General features: G+C 58.0%; 19 protein-coding genes. 9 read left to right on the forward strand and 10 right to left on the reverse strand.

Features of this window, described 5'->3' with window-relative positions; genetic code table 11:
- Window positions 1-6: 6 nt before the first annotated feature.
- Window positions 7-834 (forward strand): TlyA family RNA methyltransferase, encoded by an 828-nt coding sequence (locus SIB58_RS00880; protein ID WP_066911104.1) that lies wholly within the window; start codon window positions 7-9, stop codon window positions 832-834.
- A gap of 17 nt (window positions 835-851) precedes the next feature.
- On the opposite strand, the gene SIB58_RS00885 is transcribed toward SIB58_RS00880, so the two are convergent.
- The 3 genes from SIB58_RS00885 to SIB58_RS00895 form a co-directional block, all read right to left on the reverse strand.
- Entirely contained in the window at window positions 852-1,190 is a 339-nt protein-coding gene (locus SIB58_RS00885) for a P-II family nitrogen regulator (protein WP_066910997.1), read from the reverse strand.
- Window positions 1,191-1,222: 32 nt separating this feature from the next.
- Window positions 1,223-1,450, reverse strand: coding sequence for a hypothetical protein (locus SIB58_RS00890; protein ID WP_066910994.1), 228 nt, complete (start codon window positions 1,448-1,450; stop codon window positions 1,223-1,225).
- A gap of 70 nt (window positions 1,451-1,520) precedes the next feature.
- A complete protein-coding gene (locus tag SIB58_RS00895; protein WP_369813450.1) occupies window positions 1,521-1,868 on the reverse strand; it encodes a DUF4278 domain-containing protein in 348 nt (115 codons plus the stop codon).
- Window positions 1,869-2,031: 163 nt separating this feature from the next.
- Here SIB58_RS00895 and queF point away from each other — a divergent pair, with 163 nt between their 5' ends.
- Window positions 2,032-2,442 (forward strand): preQ(1) synthase, encoded by a 411-nt coding sequence (gene queF / locus SIB58_RS00900; protein WP_066910991.1) that lies wholly within the window; start codon window positions 2,032-2,034, stop codon window positions 2,440-2,442.
- Here queF and SIB58_RS00905 read toward each other — a convergent pair.
- The 7 genes from SIB58_RS00905 to SIB58_RS00935 all read right to left on the reverse strand — a co-directional run bounded on the left by SIB58_RS00905 (window position 2,414) and on the right by SIB58_RS00935 (window position 10,390).
- Window positions 2,414-3,706: a cytochrome c biogenesis protein ResB gene (locus tag SIB58_RS00905; RefSeq protein WP_066910988.1), complete on the reverse strand. Its 1,293-nt coding sequence runs from the start codon at window positions 3,704-3,706 to the stop codon at window positions 2,414-2,416. The two genes, queF and SIB58_RS00905, sit on opposite strands and share 29 nt — an antisense overlap.
- Before the next feature lie 2 nt (window positions 3,707-3,708).
- Window positions 3,709-4,377 carry a cytochrome c biogenesis CcdA family protein gene (locus SIB58_RS00910; RefSeq protein ID WP_066910985.1) on the reverse strand — a complete coding sequence of 223 codons (669 nt, stop codon included), beginning with the start codon at window positions 4,375-4,377 and terminating at the stop codon, window positions 3,709-3,711.
- An 85-nt stretch (window positions 4,378-4,462) separates the two neighbouring features.
- A complete protein-coding gene (locus tag SIB58_RS00915; RefSeq protein ID WP_369813452.1) occupies window positions 4,463-5,713 on the reverse strand; it encodes an FtsW/RodA/SpoVE family cell cycle protein in 1,251 nt (416 codons plus the stop codon).
- 127 nt (window positions 5,714-5,840) lie between these two features.
- Window positions 5,841-6,041: a phycobilisome linker polypeptide gene (locus tag SIB58_RS00920; RefSeq protein WP_006851140.1), complete on the reverse strand. Its 201-nt coding sequence runs from the start codon at window positions 6,039-6,041 to the stop codon at window positions 5,841-5,843.
- 5 nt (window positions 6,042-6,046) lie between these two features.
- Window positions 6,047-6,535: an allophycocyanin subunit beta gene (gene apcB / locus SIB58_RS00925; RefSeq protein WP_066910982.1), complete on the reverse strand. Its 489-nt coding sequence runs from the start codon at window positions 6,533-6,535 to the stop codon at window positions 6,047-6,049.
- 39 nt (window positions 6,536-6,574) lie between these two features.
- A complete protein-coding gene (locus SIB58_RS00930; protein ID WP_066910979.1) occupies window positions 6,575-7,060 on the reverse strand; it encodes an allophycocyanin in 486 nt (161 codons plus the stop codon).
- A gap of 414 nt (window positions 7,061-7,474) precedes the next feature.
- Window positions 7,475-10,390: a phycobilisome rod-core linker polypeptide gene (locus SIB58_RS00935; protein ID WP_067326942.1), complete on the reverse strand. Its 2,916-nt coding sequence runs from the start codon at window positions 10,388-10,390 to the stop codon at window positions 7,475-7,477.
- A 158-nt stretch (window positions 10,391-10,548) separates the two neighbouring features.
- Here SIB58_RS00935 and SIB58_RS00940 point away from each other — a divergent pair, with 158 nt between their 5' ends.
- From SIB58_RS00940 to atpH, 7 genes are all read left to right on the forward strand, one after another.
- Window positions 10,549-11,751 carry a class I SAM-dependent methyltransferase gene (locus SIB58_RS00940; RefSeq protein WP_066911094.1) on the forward strand — a complete coding sequence of 401 codons (1,203 nt, stop codon included), beginning with the start codon at window positions 10,549-10,551 and terminating at the stop codon, window positions 11,749-11,751.
- 104 nt (window positions 11,752-11,855) lie between these two features.
- Entirely contained in the window at window positions 11,856-12,191 is a 336-nt protein-coding gene (locus SIB58_RS00945; RefSeq protein WP_066911091.1) for a hypothetical protein, read from the forward strand.
- A gap of 25 nt (window positions 12,192-12,216) precedes the next feature.
- A complete protein-coding gene (gene atpB, locus SIB58_RS00950; RefSeq protein WP_066911088.1) occupies window positions 12,217-12,942 on the forward strand; it encodes a F0F1 ATP synthase subunit A in 726 nt (241 codons plus the stop codon).
- 169 nt (window positions 12,943-13,111) lie between these two features.
- A complete protein-coding gene (gene atpE / locus SIB58_RS00955) occupies window positions 13,112-13,360 on the forward strand; it encodes an ATP synthase F0 subunit C (protein ID WP_007098848.1) in 249 nt (82 codons plus the stop codon).
- Window positions 13,361-13,449: 89 nt separating this feature from the next.
- On the forward strand, window positions 13,450-13,917 hold the full coding sequence (locus tag SIB58_RS00960) for a F0F1 ATP synthase subunit B' (RefSeq protein WP_066910976.1): 468 nt from the start codon (window positions 13,450-13,452) through the stop codon (window positions 13,915-13,917).
- A complete protein-coding gene (locus SIB58_RS00965; RefSeq protein WP_066910973.1) occupies window positions 13,914-14,435 on the forward strand; it encodes a F0F1 ATP synthase subunit B in 522 nt (173 codons plus the stop codon). Before SIB58_RS00960 ends, SIB58_RS00965 begins: the two co-directional genes overlap by 4 nt.
- Entirely contained in the window at window positions 14,435-14,983 is a 549-nt protein-coding gene (atpH, locus tag SIB58_RS00970; protein WP_066910970.1) for an ATP synthase F1 subunit delta, read from the forward strand. The genes SIB58_RS00965 and atpH overlap by 1 nt, the downstream gene beginning before the upstream one ends.
- The last annotated feature ends 18 nt before the right edge of the window (window positions 14,984-15,001 follow it).

A 15,001-nucleotide genomic window follows, 5' to 3' on the forward strand; every position in this document is an offset into this window, starting at 1 on the left:
GAAGAAATGGCTCGTAAACGCCGGCTGGATCTTCATCTGCTCACTTTGGGCCTGGCCTCATCACGCCAGCAGGCCCAGCGATTGATTCGTGCCGGCAAGGTGCGTGATGTCCATGGACAGCGTCTTGAGAAGCCTGGACAGGAAGTGGCGGAAGAGGCACTGATTCAGGTTGAGCAACCGCCGCGATTTGTTTCCAGGGGTGGAGAAAAGCTTCTGGGTGCTTTGAATGCCTTTCCCGTTGAGGTGAACGGACGTGTCTGCCTCGACGGTGGAATCTCCACCGGTGGTTTCACCGATTGCCTGCTTCAGCACGGCGCCAGCTGCGTCTATGGCATTGATGTCGGCTACGGCCAGACCGCCTGGAGCCTGCGCACCGATGAGCGGGTGGTGTTGCGAGAACGCACCAACCTGAGGCGTCTGACAGCCGAGCAGTTGTATGGGAAAGACGATCAGCGCCCGACACTGGCCGTGGCGGATGTGTCTTTCATTTCCCTCTCACTGGTGCTTCCATCCCTGCGTGGTCTGATGAGCGTCGAAGCCACTGAAGCCAATGAGTGCGAGGCCATCGTGTTGGTGAAACCGCAGTTCGAGGTTGGACGGCAGAGAGTTGGAAAGGGTGGTGTGGTGCGTGACCCAGCTGCCCATATTGATGCCATTAATGCCGTGATCCAAGCGGCTCAGCCGCTGGACTGGAAGCCAACAGGGCTGGTGGCTTCTCCACTCACCGGTCCAGCCGGTAACCATGAATATCTGCTTTGGTTGACCTCTCGTTTCAACCAAGAGGTCCCCAAAACTCTGGTCGAGAAAGTCGTCTCAGCAACCTTGAGCGAGTGAAGAGAGGAAAACGGTTTTCAAAGAGCTGATCCGTCGCGATCGCCTGTACGGATCCGAACCACGGTGTCAACCGGTGAGATGAAGATCTTGCCGTCACCGATTTCTCCGGTCTTCGCGGCTTCTGCAATGGCATTGACCACGGTGTCAACACGACCATCGTCGATGACCACTTCGATTTTGAGTTTCTGCAGGAATTCCACGGTGAATTCCGAGCCGCGATAACGCTCAACCTGACCTTTCTGTCGCCCGAAACCGCGTACCTCGCTCACGGTCATCCCGACGATTCCCGCGTTCACCAAGGCCAGCTTGACGTCTTCAAGCTTGAAAGGGCGGATGATCGCTTCGACTTTTTTCATTGCTGGTATCCGGCTTTGGGAAAGCTAAGAGCTCAGGCGTGTTGTGTCGGGGAGAGGGAAGGAAGAGGATTCACGTTCAGGCCGGCTTCGGAGGCGTCAAACATCAGTGTTTCCGCGTCTGACCGACTCACGATCACGTGACCTTCGGCGAGGAGCTCCCAGTGCTCGGATTCGAAATGCGTCTGAAGCCAGAGAATTCCATGAACGCTGGCCGGGACCAACCGGAAGGAAGGGCCTTCAGCGAGCAAGCGGAGATCCATGAAAAGGCTTCACACGTCAACCCCATTACGACCCGCCGATCTTTTCGCGGATGTACGCGTTGATACCGAATCAGGAGTTGACCGGCTTTCTGGCCTGTTCTCGGCGGTGCTGATAAACGCTGCCGCGGTAGTGGAGTTCCACAGTTGATTCAGTCGCCACGGAGTGGCTCAGAGGAGCGTCATAGTGCTGGCCGCGATAGGTGTGGTCTACCTTGACCGGGCTCAGGCGCTCATGCTGCGCCGGGTCGTAGGGGATGCCGCGATAGGTGCGTTGTGTGGTGGTCATTGGTGTGGCCTCGAAGAGGATGGTGAGTGCTCCGATCGTTGATCGGGACCGCTTCGTGGGAAGGAGCGTTGCTTCGCCACGCGGGTGGCTACTTCCGGCTGAAGAGGCCTGTGAAAGCAGGCCCGAGCCCAACGGTTTGTCCTTCAATGCATTACTACCGCAAAAATGTTGTTCATGGTGAACAGTTTGAGGTGAATCAAGGGCTGAAGCCGTTGTCTCTCAAGTCTTGTCCTGAGCTCGCGGCAGTCGTGTCGGGTTTTAAGGTCTTCACAAACCGTTGTGTCGCTTTTCGACCATGAGTGCATCTTCCGCAGAGGTCACCCGCACTCCCCTCTACGGGGAGAGGGCCATTGCCGATGCCGAGTTGATCTGTTTTGACAACCCTCGCCAGGGCCGCACCTATGAGGTCTCGATAGAGCTCCCGGAATTCACCTGCCTCTGTCCCTTCTCCGGTTATCCCGATTTCGCTGTGCTGCGACTTCTCTATCAACCGGGGCCTCGGGTTGTTGAGCTGAAGGCCATCAAGCTCTACGTGAACAGTTTCAGGAATCGCACGATCTCCCATGAAGAGGTTGCCAACCGCATCCTTGATGATCTGGTCGAGGCCTGTGATCCGGTCTGGATGCAGTTGGAGGCTGATTTCTATCCCCGAGGAAACGTGCACACCGTTGTGCGCGTCAGCCATGGAGAGCGTCAACCCTGTTGATCAGCTGGGGGAGTTCCGAGGCAAAGCCCGCAAGGTTTCGGTTGCAAAGACCGCCAATGTGCAGTTTGGCCTGCTGGATTTCAGCAACAGCCCAGATCTGACGCGTGGCCACCATGCTCAATCCACCCCCCAACAGGGTGATCGCGAAGCCTGCATAAACCAGTGGCACCCCGGGGTCACGTTTGAGCAACAATCCGCTGGCCGGCATGATCTCGACCACTCTCAGCGGCAGTCCCTGAACCTCAGCACCCTCTCCTCCAGGCCTGAGATTGGTGATCAGACCTCCGTCTGAATCAAACACCTGCACAGGGCCCTGTTCACTTCCGGTGCTGAGGAACACCGGTTCACTTCCGTCTGGACGGGTGGGAAGCACCAGTCCCCAGATCTGATCCCCGAGCTCGGGGAAGGTGCTCAGTGGCAGTTGCAGCAGGGGGCTGCGGCCAATCTGCACGGTGATCGTCGCCAGCGACCAGTCCGCCTGATACACAGTGATGCCCTGATAGCGCAAGGGATGGTTGACGCTGATCCTGCGTTGCTCTTCAGAGTTGCCCTGGGGGCTGAGCAGCAGGGTGGAACTGAACTGTTCCGGTCGACCGGCTGGATCCCTTTCAATCGTGAAATCCTGCAAGGTGAGGCTGAGCCTGTTCTCGCCGGCTGGACTGAGCAGATCAAGTGAGCGTCCAGGAGCGAGGAATCGCTCCAGCCGCTGGCCTGCCAGGGCACCCCAGGCAGCTCCGATCAGAAGCATCACCAGACCTGTGTGAACCAGCAGAGGCCCAACCCTGCCGACAACGCCCCGTCGGGCGGCGAGTCGACCGCTCTGTTGTTTGACGTTCCAGCCCTGCCCTCTGAGCTCCGAGGCCAGGTCATTCAGTGCGGCGCTGCTGTCATTGCAGGCGACGGTCTCTGCCAAGGCCAGTTTGCTCAGCTGGCGTGGGCGGGAATAATCGGTCCAGCGCAGAGCAGCCTTCAGCGTCGGCCACTGACGTCTCCAGCTGCACAAGGTGAGTGCCAGCCCGAGCAGTGCCAACAGCGAGAGAAACCAGATGCTTGAGTAAACGTGATTGAGCTGCATCTGCAGCATCAGGTTTCCGTTGATCAATCCCAGCCATGGGTCTGCATTGAAGCGTTCCAGGTAGAGCTCAGGCGCTTCCTGCTGAGGGATGATTGTGCCGACGGCACTGGCCAGTGCAATCAGCAGCAGCAGCAGAATGGCCAGGCGCAAGCTGGAGAGCAGTGCCAGCAGTCGTTTGAACGCACGCATGCTCAGACCAGCCTCGTCAGCAGGGTGAGCGTGCCGATCGTGAGCAGAACGACACCGCTGATGCTGGGGATCCAGCGGCTGATCGAGCGCATCGCCATCAGTTTGGGAAGGGATGCCGCCATGCTTCCGGCAAGCAGCAACGGCAGCACCTGGCCGATTCCGAAGCTGCTGAGATAAATCAGCCCTGTGATTGCATTGCCACTGCTGGCGATCCAGCCCAGCAGAACTGCCAAAACAGGTGTGGTGCAGGGTGAAGCTGCAAGGCCAAACGCCAGACCAGCCGCAATCGGCGCCAGCGGTGCAGGCACCTTGCGACTCCATGCATTGGGATCCGGGCCTGCCGGCAGGGGGAGTCGTACAACTCCAAGCAGGTTGAGCCCCATCACCACGGCTAGCAAAGCCACCAGGGTGGGAATCAGTCCCGGTACCTGGCCGTAAATGCCCCCCAGCAATCCGCTCAGGCTGCCCAGCATCACCAGAGCTCCAACGATGCCTCCGCAGAAGGCAAGGCTGCGTTGCCAAGCAGGTTGTTCGCTTTCAAATCCGGCGAGGTAGGCCAGCGTCACCGGTAGCAGCGACAGTGAGCACGGTCCCAGACTGGTGAGGGCTCCCACGACCAGTACGGCCCCAAGGCTGAGCGGGCCAGGCTGCTGAAGTGCATGGTTCAGCAGGTCTTCACCACTTCGGGCCAGATCGGACAGTGCCAGGTCGAGGAGGGCGATGGTGAAGCCGGTTCAGAAAAACTCGAAGTTCAGCCTATCGATCAGGACGTGGACGGCGTCGATCAGGCGCCAGTCGTTGAGCTTGACCGCGCCCACCGATCAATCCTGTGGATTCGAGAGAGCAGCGGATCAGAAGTCCCACGATCATCAGACTCGAGAGCAGTGAGTTGCCTCCGTAGCTCACCAGCGGCAGCGGCAGTCCGGTTGTTGGCATTGCTCCGGATGCCACGGCCACGTTCATCACCGATTGGCCCACGAGCAGTGCTGCGCAACCAATGGCAACAAGCCTGGCCTGATTGCTTCGGCATCGGAGAGCAACTCGTAGTCCCAGATAGCCGATCAACATCAGGAACAGAAGCAGCAGCAAGGACCCCACCAGTCCAAATTCTTCGGCGTAGACCGCGAAGATGAAGTCGGTGCTCTGAATCGGCAAATATTGCAGTTTCTGGGTGGAGAGACCGAATCCCTGGCCGAAAACCCCGCCCGAGCCGATCGCCAGCAGGCTTTGGATCAGTTGATATCCATCACCCTGCGGATCCTTCCAGGGATTCAGAAAGGAAATCACGCGCAGACGCTGGTATTCGTTGATCAGGATGCTTGCGGTGCCAAGAAGCGCTCCTCCGATCGCTGTCCCGAACAGCTGAAAGAGGGGTAGTCCTGCTGAAAAGGCCATCAGCCAGATCAGCAGGCCGGTTAAAGCAGCGGTGCTCAGGTTGGGCTGCTTGAGAATCAGCAGCACCAGAATCCCGAAACTGCTCAGCCACAGAAGCTTTTGATCCAGCCCGTTCCGTTTCCAATGCGCGAAGAGGTTTGCCGCTTGCAGCACCACAAACGGTTTCACGAGTTCGGAAGGCTGAATCTGAATCGGTCCGATCACCAGCCAGCGGCTGGCTCCATTCACGGTGGTTCCCATCACCAGGGTCGCTGCGATCAAGAGGCAGCCAATCCAGAGTGCGGGCCCGGCCAGTTTCAGCCAGCGCCGCAGATTGATCGATGCTGTGAATGACATCAGGCTCCAGCTGGCTGCCATCCACACCAATTGTCTTTTGACGTAATAAGCCCCCTCACCTTGTTCACGCGCAGCGACCCACCAGCTGGCAGAAGCGAGCACCAGCAGGCCTGCCAGGCTCCAGATCGCTGTGAGTGTGAGCAGCAGACGTGCTTCCGCAGGCCAGAGTGACCATTCGAGCGGCAGATAACGCTCCCATAGAGGCTTGGATTCAGCGGCAGCCTTCTGTCGTTCCCGCAGGGTGCCCTGACGTGAGGATCGACTCCTTCTGGAGATCACGGTGGGGCTGCTCAAAACGATCGGAGGTGTTGCATGTATTGAGCCGTCCTTGAGACGGTTTGCCAAGGGAGCTCAACAAAAAACCCGACCAGAGGCCGGGTTTCAACACACATTTGAAATCGAATCAGTTACCAACGTTGACCTGTTGACCGCCGGTGCAGAGCTCCACCTTGATAATGCGTCCACCCTGTTTCTGGATCCGCTGTTGTTCAGCGAACCAGCTGTCGTAGGGAACCCACTTGGTGAAGAAGGTGTTCTGCAATTCGCGCTGCGTCCGAACCTTCTCAGGGCTGGGGATGCAAGCGGTGACTTTGAACAACCGCATGGGGCTCAGTTGCCGAGACCGGAACAGATGTAGTCGAAGTACACACCCATTTCCTTGCCTGCATCTGGTCCGACCAGGGAGGCGGTGACTTCCTTCATCGCCTGAATCGCCTGGACCGTTGCTCCAATAGGTACTCCCAGGGAGTTGTAGGTCTCTTTGAGACCGTTCAGAACACGTTCGTCGAGAATGGAGGTGTCGCCGGCGAGCATGGCGTAGGTGGAATACCGCAGGTAGTAGTCCAGGTCACGGATGCAGGCTGCGTAGCGACGGGTGGTGTACATGTTGCCGCCAGGACGGGTGATGTCCGAGTACAGCAGCGCCTTGGCCACGGCGTCGCGGATGATGGCGGAAGCATTCGCACTGATGGTTGCGGCAGCCTTCACGCGCAGTTCACCACTGGCGAAGTAGCTCTCGAGGTTGCTCATGGATGCCGTATCCAGGTAGAGACCTTGGACGTCGGACTTGTTGATGACGTTGGTGATCGCGTCTTGCATGGACTCAGGAGTGACGTGAAGGGGCGTTGGTTCCGGTGATCAGGCGAGAGAGCCCACCACGTAGTCGAAGTAGAAGCCGGCTTCCTCGGCATCAGCACCACTAAGGATGCCCATTGCCACGGTTTTCATCTCACGAACGGCTTCTGCCATGGCCTCGAGGGGGGTGCCGAGGGATCGGTAGAGCTCACGGGCTCCGATTACGCCGATCTCCTCGATCGGGGTCACGTCACCAGCGACGACGCCGTAGGTCACGAGGCGGAGGTAGTAATCCATGTCCCGCAGGCAGGTTGCGGTCATGGCTTCTCCGTAGGCATTGCCGCCGGGAGAGATGACATCAGGACGCTTCTGAAAGAGCTGTCCGCCTGCAGTCTTAACGATGCGCTCACGGCTCTCGCTGAGAACCTGAGCGACTCGCAGGCGACGTTGGCCTCCGCTGACGAACGCCTTGATCTGGTCCAGTTCTCCTGGACTCAGATAGCGGGCTTCGGCGTCCGCGTTGATGATCGAGTTGGAGACGATGCTCATGCAGTTCTACCTCGAAGCAAGCAGCCGCCCGTAGGAGGCCGATATCCGGTGAGTGGTGTGGTGATCTCGATTGAGATCGTGAAGCAGCTTAAGGGCCGCAGTGCCTCGGATCACGGAGATCCGAGTCGGAAGGCCATCAGATGTTGTATCTGTTGATCTTCCGTTGTGGAATTCGCGCTCCTCGCAGGGCTAGGTGCGTATGAACCTCCTTAATTCTCAGGCAGCGTCCTGAAGAGTCTGTGTCCCGGTAACAGATCTTCATTGCCAGTGTGGGCCGCTCTGTTTGAACTTCTCGCTGTTTTTCTGAAGTTCTTTTTTATAAACAGTCAGCAAAAAGTCGGAGGTCTTGATAACTCCGTCTCAAACGTTGATTAATGTTATTTTGCGGCGAAACTCTCTTCCTGAACGGCGTGTTCAGAGAGCTTCATCAGGTCGGGGGGTCAAACCAGCGTTGCCGCCGTACAGGCTTGCTGTTCGAGTGATGGTTGACTGGGGAACACCACTGCGTGAGCTCAGCGTGCTCAGCCCTGGTACATCCGAAGGTTCGGAGCCGATCTCGGCGCGGAGTTCCAGCAGATTGCGCACAGCCGTGGGTTGACCGGAGGCTGCTCTGACCTGCAGGAAACGGCTGGTCTCCGAAGGAGTTGAGGCTCTGCCGAGAAGAGCGATGCTCGCTGCAGTGGCAGCACGAAGTGGTGCCATCCGTGAGAGTCGATCCTGGAAAGGCTCGCTGAGTGCAACTGATTCGACGAAGCCATCAAGGTCAATTTGTCCATTTCTCAGCAGTGACTCCGCCGTGGTGAGGCGTTCTGTCTCGAGGGGGACGCGGTTGAGCAGTTGTCGGTAGGTCGCATCAAGGATCTCCCGCAGTTCGGATTCGTTGGAGACGCGTGCCAAAGAGGCCTGGGTGGGAAGCCCCTCGCGTCGCTTGTAACCACCGGCATCGCCGAGAGGAAGTGCCGCCTGAAGTCCAGTTTGTCCACGGTTGGACTGGGATGTTCTGGACCACTGGTTGAGTGTTGCTGCGGAACGCGATGAGCGCTGAAGCATGAAAGCGGCCAGCTGTTCCGGGGGAGTAAAGCCCTTGATGTCGGTTGTCCACTTTCCACCGGAGATCCTGCTGCGACTCTGGTCAACAAGATTTCTCTTGGTGATGTCACCGGTCGTTCGCAATGCTTCGCGGCGGATTGCTTCTGGCCGTGGAGCCATCGACACGTTGACTCTGGCTCCGATTGAGGGATCAAGGGATCTGCGTAATCCAGGAGCTCGTCGAGTGGTCAGGTCCTTTGGAGTGATGAAGCGTTCATAGGGCACGGTGTCTTCACCGAAGCAGTCGCTGTAGTCCTTGCTGTCGATCAGTGCATCGACCAAACCGTAAAAACCATGGCGAGCTGCCGTGTCGAAGAGAGCGTCGATTTCCCAGCGACCAAAGGTGGGCCTGCCAAGCAGACGTCGGTGCATCACTTCGATGGACTTGGCGATGTAGAGGCCTTCCCAGTAGCGACGGCGGAAGGCATCCGAGCGTGCCACGCTGCGAATGAAGTCCCGCAGACTGATGTCTCCGTTTTCGAGACGTGCTTCCTGGGATTTGAGCAGTTCTCCTTCGTAGCCGCTGTTGCCCAGCACCTGGATGTAAACGGCTTTGATCACCGCCTGGGTGGAGGATTCGGTGTTGCGAACGCTGGGCTGACCGCCGCGGCGTGGAACCGCCGCACCGCCGGTGGCGATCTGTTGGAGTCGAATCACTCGCGGTCCCACCTTGCGCGGACGACTGCCCCGGAACTGAGGACTGTCCATTTGTCCGGGTTGCGCCATGCCATTGCTCACCAGCAGGCGGCGGGTGTCATAGCTGAACGGTGCGGGACGCGTCGTCACAGAAGCGGTGTCCGAAGGGAAGATCGCTCCGTACTGATTGCCGACCGGATCATTGCCGCCGCCGTAAGCGTGCTGATCAGCGAGAGGTTGCCGGTAGGACGCATAGAGAGTCACGTATTGAGGTGCTCCCTCGAACGGCGCACTGAAGCGGAACAAACGACGGTTTGACCCCCAGCCTGCACTCTCTTGTGCCTCTTCACCCAGATCGCGCAGGTAAGGAACGGTTTCCTCACCGAAGGTCTGCGCATATTCACTGCCGTTGACGATCACATCAACCAGACCATTCAGGCCCTGCTCGCTGACGATCGAAAATGCTTTGCGGAATTCCTCGAGAGAACTGACGCCACGTCCGAGAAAATGACGGTAAGCCAGTTCCACAACCCGACTGTTCACGAAGGGTCCGTAGAACTGATTCCGGTACTCCTTGCTTCGTCCAAGGGCGCGGATGAATTCGCGCATGGAAATCTTGCCCTGCACCAGCTGGCTTGCTTCCGAACGGCAGGGGTTCTGGGAATAGCCCTTGGCGATGTCGCGCTCAAAGACCTGTCGATAAGCGGCTCGGATGACTTCAGCTTTCTCTGCTCCGGACAGGCCAGGGCGCATTTCGAAACGCTGTGCTGTTTCTGATGCCAGGGCATAGATCGCTGGAAGCTGAAGCCCCTGGCTGACGCGGCTGCCGAGCTTCTGTTTGGTGGAGGGCGTTGCAACGGCGAGCTCCTGCAGGAGCACGTTGAAGCAGTCGATGGTCAGACGGCGGGCTTCCGGTCGCTCCCGAAGCAGCTCCGCACAGGCTCCACGCATCTCCTGAAGGGCCACGTTGGTGGCGGTCAGAGAACAGTTCTTGAGGAGGATGTCGCGCAGTCCGCGCGTGTTCACCGCAAGGATGCTGGGGTCACCGGCCACCAGTGCGTAGCCCACGTAGCGAAGAAACCAGCCCAGGTCGCGCACCGATTTGCGCATGAATGCTGGGCCGTACTTGGCCACGCTGATGGCGGTGAAGCCGGTGGGCAGGACGACTCGTACATCGGCATCACCGCCGGCGACATCGAACAGCCGCGTGAAGAAGTTGCCACGCTTGGTGATGCTGCTGTCGCCCGTGAAGGTGCGCACGGATTGTTCGAAAGCGGCCTGGTCAGCCGCAAGCGGGGCGGCATCGACAGCCTGGGCTTGGGACACCTCGCCTGTGCTGAGTGGCGCCTCGAGGAACGAAAGGGGAGTTCCTCCGACGAAAATCCTGTTCGCCGCGCGGGCAACGATCGCTTCCGCATTGCTGGCGATGATCTTTGACGCTTCCAGGCGGTCATTGCCGCTTCGGAAGAACGTGATCAGCGTGTCGAGTTCGCCCCCGTCTGGGAAACGGTCCTGTTGTTCCGCCTGACGAACGCTGGAAAGCGGCAGGGTGTCGAACAGCTGGGGGGAGACCCTTGGGCTGCCGCTGCTGGCGGTCACGGTCATGAACGGGAGCAAGCCGGATTCGGCCACGTTACGGCTCGTTCTGAGGGCTCCCGAACAGGCATGAACAAATGTTTGCAGGGGTGGGTCCTTGAGGCCTGTTTCCAATGCCCCCCTGAAATGCTTCAGACCGAATAATGAGACCGGAAACCGACGCGCCGATGAACCCCAAGCCCTCGGATGCCGCCACCCCTGTGGTGAGTGACTTCTATGACCGGTTCCCATATCCGGGGGATCCTCTTCAGGACGGACCGCCTCCTGGCTACAACTGGCGCTGGTGCCATGAAAGCGTTCTGGCAGCCGTGCACGGCGCCTTGCCATCGCACGCCGACGAAGCAGCTTCTCTGCGCATTCTTGATGCGGGTTGTGGAACAGGTGTCAGCACCGATTACCTCTGTCATCTCAATCCCGGATCCCAGGTTCTGGCGGTGGATATCAGTGCAGGAGCCCTTGAGGTGGCCCGTGAGCGATTGAAGCGATCCGGTGCAGCGGATCAGGTGGATGGGTTACGCCAGGAGCAGCGCAGTCTTCTCGATCTGGAGGGCGAGGGACCCTTCGACTACATCAATTCTGTGGGCGTTCTGCATCACCTGCGTGAGCCACTTGCGGGTCTGAAGGCCCTGGGTTCGCTGTTGTCGGACACGGGTTTGATCCATTTGTTCCTCTACGCCGATGGGGGACGTTGGGAGATTCATCGAACTCAGAGCGCGCTGTTGCGATTGGGTGCTGGCAGCGGTGCTGAAGGTCTGCGGCTTGGCCGTCAACTTTTTCAGGTTCTGCCTGAGGGCAATCGTCTGCGTCAGAACCATGAGCAACGCTGGCTGATCGATACCGCTGCCGACTCGAATTTCGCTGATATGTATCTCCATCCGCAGGAGACCAGCTACGACCTCGGTCGCTTGTTCAGCTTGATTAATGCCGCCGGACTGCAGTTCGCCGGCTTTTCGAATCCCTCCGTATGGGATCTGAACCGCATGCTTTCAGGTGAACTGCTGGAGCGTGCAGCAATGCTTCCTGAGCTTGAACAATGGCTGCTCGTTGAAGACCTCGATCCCGAGATCAGTCACTTCGAGTTTTTTGTGGCGAAACGACCTGTCCATCCCAACCGCTGGGAAGACGATTCAGCCTTGCTCCAGGCGATTGGTCGACGACAGTCGTGTCTATGGGGATGGCCTTCCTCCAGCCTTCTGGGCCCGGATCTGGAGCCGATCGCTCTTTCAGAATCCGAGCTGGCACTGCTGCAAGCTGTTGAGCACCATCCAGAAACCCCTTTGGGTGACCTCAACCTCGGGCCTGAGACCGTCTCGGTTGCAAGAGGTCTCCTGTCGCGCCGGCTGCTGCTTCTGCAAGCTTGCAGAACCTGAGCCTGAGAAAACGCGTGATAGATTCCGCGCGCTTCCTCAGGCAATGTTTGCTGGCTAACGACCCCACCGAATCATCCGCGGCATCAGTTGCGATTGATTCTGGAATGGCCGACTACGCCAGACTTCAACAACGCCTGATGCTGGCCACTCTGGCGGTTTCACTGGTTGCGGTTCTCGTCGCACTGGTTGGTTTTGACGCCATGGTTGCCCGCAGCCTGTTGGTGGGTTCCTGCGCTGGTGTTCTCTACCTGCGCCTCCTCGCCCGCAGCGTGGCTCGGCTCGGCGGAGGTTCCCGTCAAGTGGGTCGTTTTCAGCTGGTTGTCCCTGTGCTGCTCGTTGTTGCAGCGGCCAAGTTCCCCCAGCTCGAGATCCTTCCTGCTTTCATCGGCTTCCTTCTCTATAAACCCGCCTTGATTCTTCAGACCGTCATTGACGGCTGAGCTCGCGCATCCCCTTCTGCATTCAATGGCTTTGCTGCCTTTCACACTGCCTTTCGCCGAACTGGAGGTTGGAAACCATCTGTATTGGCAGATCGGCAACCTCAATCTGCACGGCCAGGTTTTTCTGAGTTCCTGGATCCTGATCGGCGCACTTCTTGCTGTCGTCCTTGTTGGTACTCGCAAGCTGGATCGCGACCCCAGAGGCGTGCAGAACCTGCTCGAATTTCTCTGGGATTATCTGCGTGATCTCGCTCGTGATCAGATCGGAGAAAAATATTATCGAGAGTGGCTGCCTTTCATCGGAACCCTGTTCCTGTTCATTTTTGTGAGCAACTGGGGTGGTGCTCTGATCCCCTGGAAAGTATTTGAACTTCCTGAAGGCGAGCTGGGTGCCCCTACGGCAGACATCAACACCACAGTGGCGATGGCTCTGCTCGTTTCCCTCGCTTATTTCTATGCCGGTCTAAGCAAAAAAGGTCTGAGGTTTTTTGAGCTCTATGTAGAGCCAACTCCGATCATGCTTCCCTTCAAGATCATTGAAGAATTTACAAAACCTCTTTCACTGTCATTCCGTCTTTTCGGAAACATCCTGGCAGATGAACTTGCGGTTGGAGTTCTTGTTTATCTGGTTCCTTTGATCGTTCCTCTGCCTGTGATGTTGCTTGGACTTTTCACCAGTGCGATCCAGGCCTTGATCTTTGCAACACTGGCTGCCTTCTACATCGGTGAAGGTTTGCATGAACACCACTAGGTGACAAATGCTCGCCGTTAAGGCGATCTGCTAAACACTTCTGCGCGTAGGTCCGACGCTCATGACTCGGGCCCGCTCTCTTGCAACAGAGAGTGTCCCTGCGCAGGGGGAACCAATCCCCACTTCATTTGCTCAGCGCTACGGCGCACCCCCCCCCAACGCTCTCAACATGGATTCCATCACTTCCGCAGCTTCCGTCGTTGCTGCTGGCCTGGCTGTTGGCCTGGCGGCTATCGGCCCTGGTATCGGTCAGGGCAGCGCTTCCCAAGGTGCTGTTGAAGGTATCGCCCGCCAGCCTGAAGCTGAAGGCAAGATCCGCGGCACCCTGCTGCTTTCGCTGGCATTCATGGAATCGCTGACGATCTACGGCCTGGTTGTGGCTCTGGTGCTTCTGTTCGCCAACCCCTTCGCCGGTTGATCCATCTTCAGGGAGCTCCCTCGTATGAAGGCAGCTCCCCGGTGTGATCACTCTTCTCTTCATCAGCTTTTCCTCAGCGCTCCTTTTTCATGACCTGGCTTCTGCTTGCTGAAGCAGCGGTGCCGGAGGGAGGTCTTTTTGACCTCGATGCCACCTTGCCTTTAATGGCTGTTCAGGTGGTTCTCCTGACCTTCCTGCTCAATTCACTCTTCTTCCGTCCGGTCGGCAAGGTCGTGGAAGATCGTGAGGGTTACATCTCCACAAGCCTTGCTGATGCCAAGCAGAAGCTTGAGCAGGTCCAGCGTTTAGAGGCTGAACTCACTGAACAACTCCGGGGTGCTCGCCAGGCTGCTCAGGCCGCGATTCTCGAAGCTGAGCAGGAGGTCGACAATCTGTATCGCGAAGCCATCGCGACAACCGAAGCCGATGCCAATCGCACAAGGGAAAAAGCCCGCCGTGAGATTGAGACACAGCGAGAGCAGGCTCAGTCGCAGCTCATGAGCAAAGTCGATGAGTTCAGCGCAAAGATCATTCAACGTCTGCTGGCCGTTTCATGATGTCTCTTGTCACCTTGTTTGCAGCAGAGGGTGGTTTCGCAATCAACCTCAATCTCCTTGACACGAACCTGATCAATCTGGTCATTGTCATTGGGTTGCTGGTTTATTTCCTCAAGGGATTGCTGGGCGGCATCCTTGAGCGTCGCCGGGAGTCAATTCTCAAGGAATTGAACGATGCGGAAACCCGACTCAAAACTGCCACCACAGAGCTGAGTAAGGCGCAGGCCGATCTCGGTTCTGCCAAAGAAAAAGCTGAGAAGATCCGTGCCGATGGCAAAGCCAGGGCACAGGCCATCCGTGTGGATGGTGAGCAGCGCACCATCGAGGCAATGGCTGCCCTGAAGCAGGATGCTCTTGCCGATCTGAACGCCGAAGGTGCACGCCTCACCGAGCAGCTACGGCGCGAAGCTGCCCTGGCCGCCATCGACAAGGTGATGGCTGATCTGCCAGGACGTCTTGATGCTTCAGCTCAAGCCCGTCTGATCGACGCCTCCATCAACAATCTGGAGGACGCCTGATGCCCCTTCTCAACACCCTGGCCACCCCTTACGCCGAAGCGTTGCTGCAGGTGACCAACGCTCGCAATGAGTCAGAGGACGTGGCAGCCCAGTGCAAGGAGCTCATTGCTCTCTGGGACAGCAGCGAGTCACTGCGTGATGCCATGACCTCACCAGTGCTTGAGCCGATGGCGAAGAAGAAAGCCCTGGAGCAACTTCTGAGCCAGCAGATTCAGCCGTCCTTGTTGAATCTGCTCAAGGTTCTGGCCGATCGTTATCGCCTCACCGCTTTTGATGCCGTCCTGGGTCGGTATCTCGAGCTCTACCGCGAATCCCGCAAGATCTCGCTGGCGCATGTCCGCTCGGCTCAGGCACTGACTGACACTCAAAAGGCATCACTGACCGCCAAGGTTGAGTCCATGGTCGGCAGCGGGTCCGTTGAGATTGACCTCACCATCGATCCGAGCCTGATTGGCGGCTTCGTCATCAATGTGGGATCTCAGGTCATCGACGCTAGTCTTTCCGGCCAAGTAAGGCGACTCGGTCTTTCGCTTGCTAAGGCGAGCTGATCGTTTTTTTCACCCTTC

This window comes from Synechococcus sp. MIT S9504, assembly GCF_047497135.1.
Taxonomy (GTDB): Bacteria; Cyanobacteriota; Cyanobacteriia; order PCC-6307; family Cyanobiaceae; genus Synechococcus_C.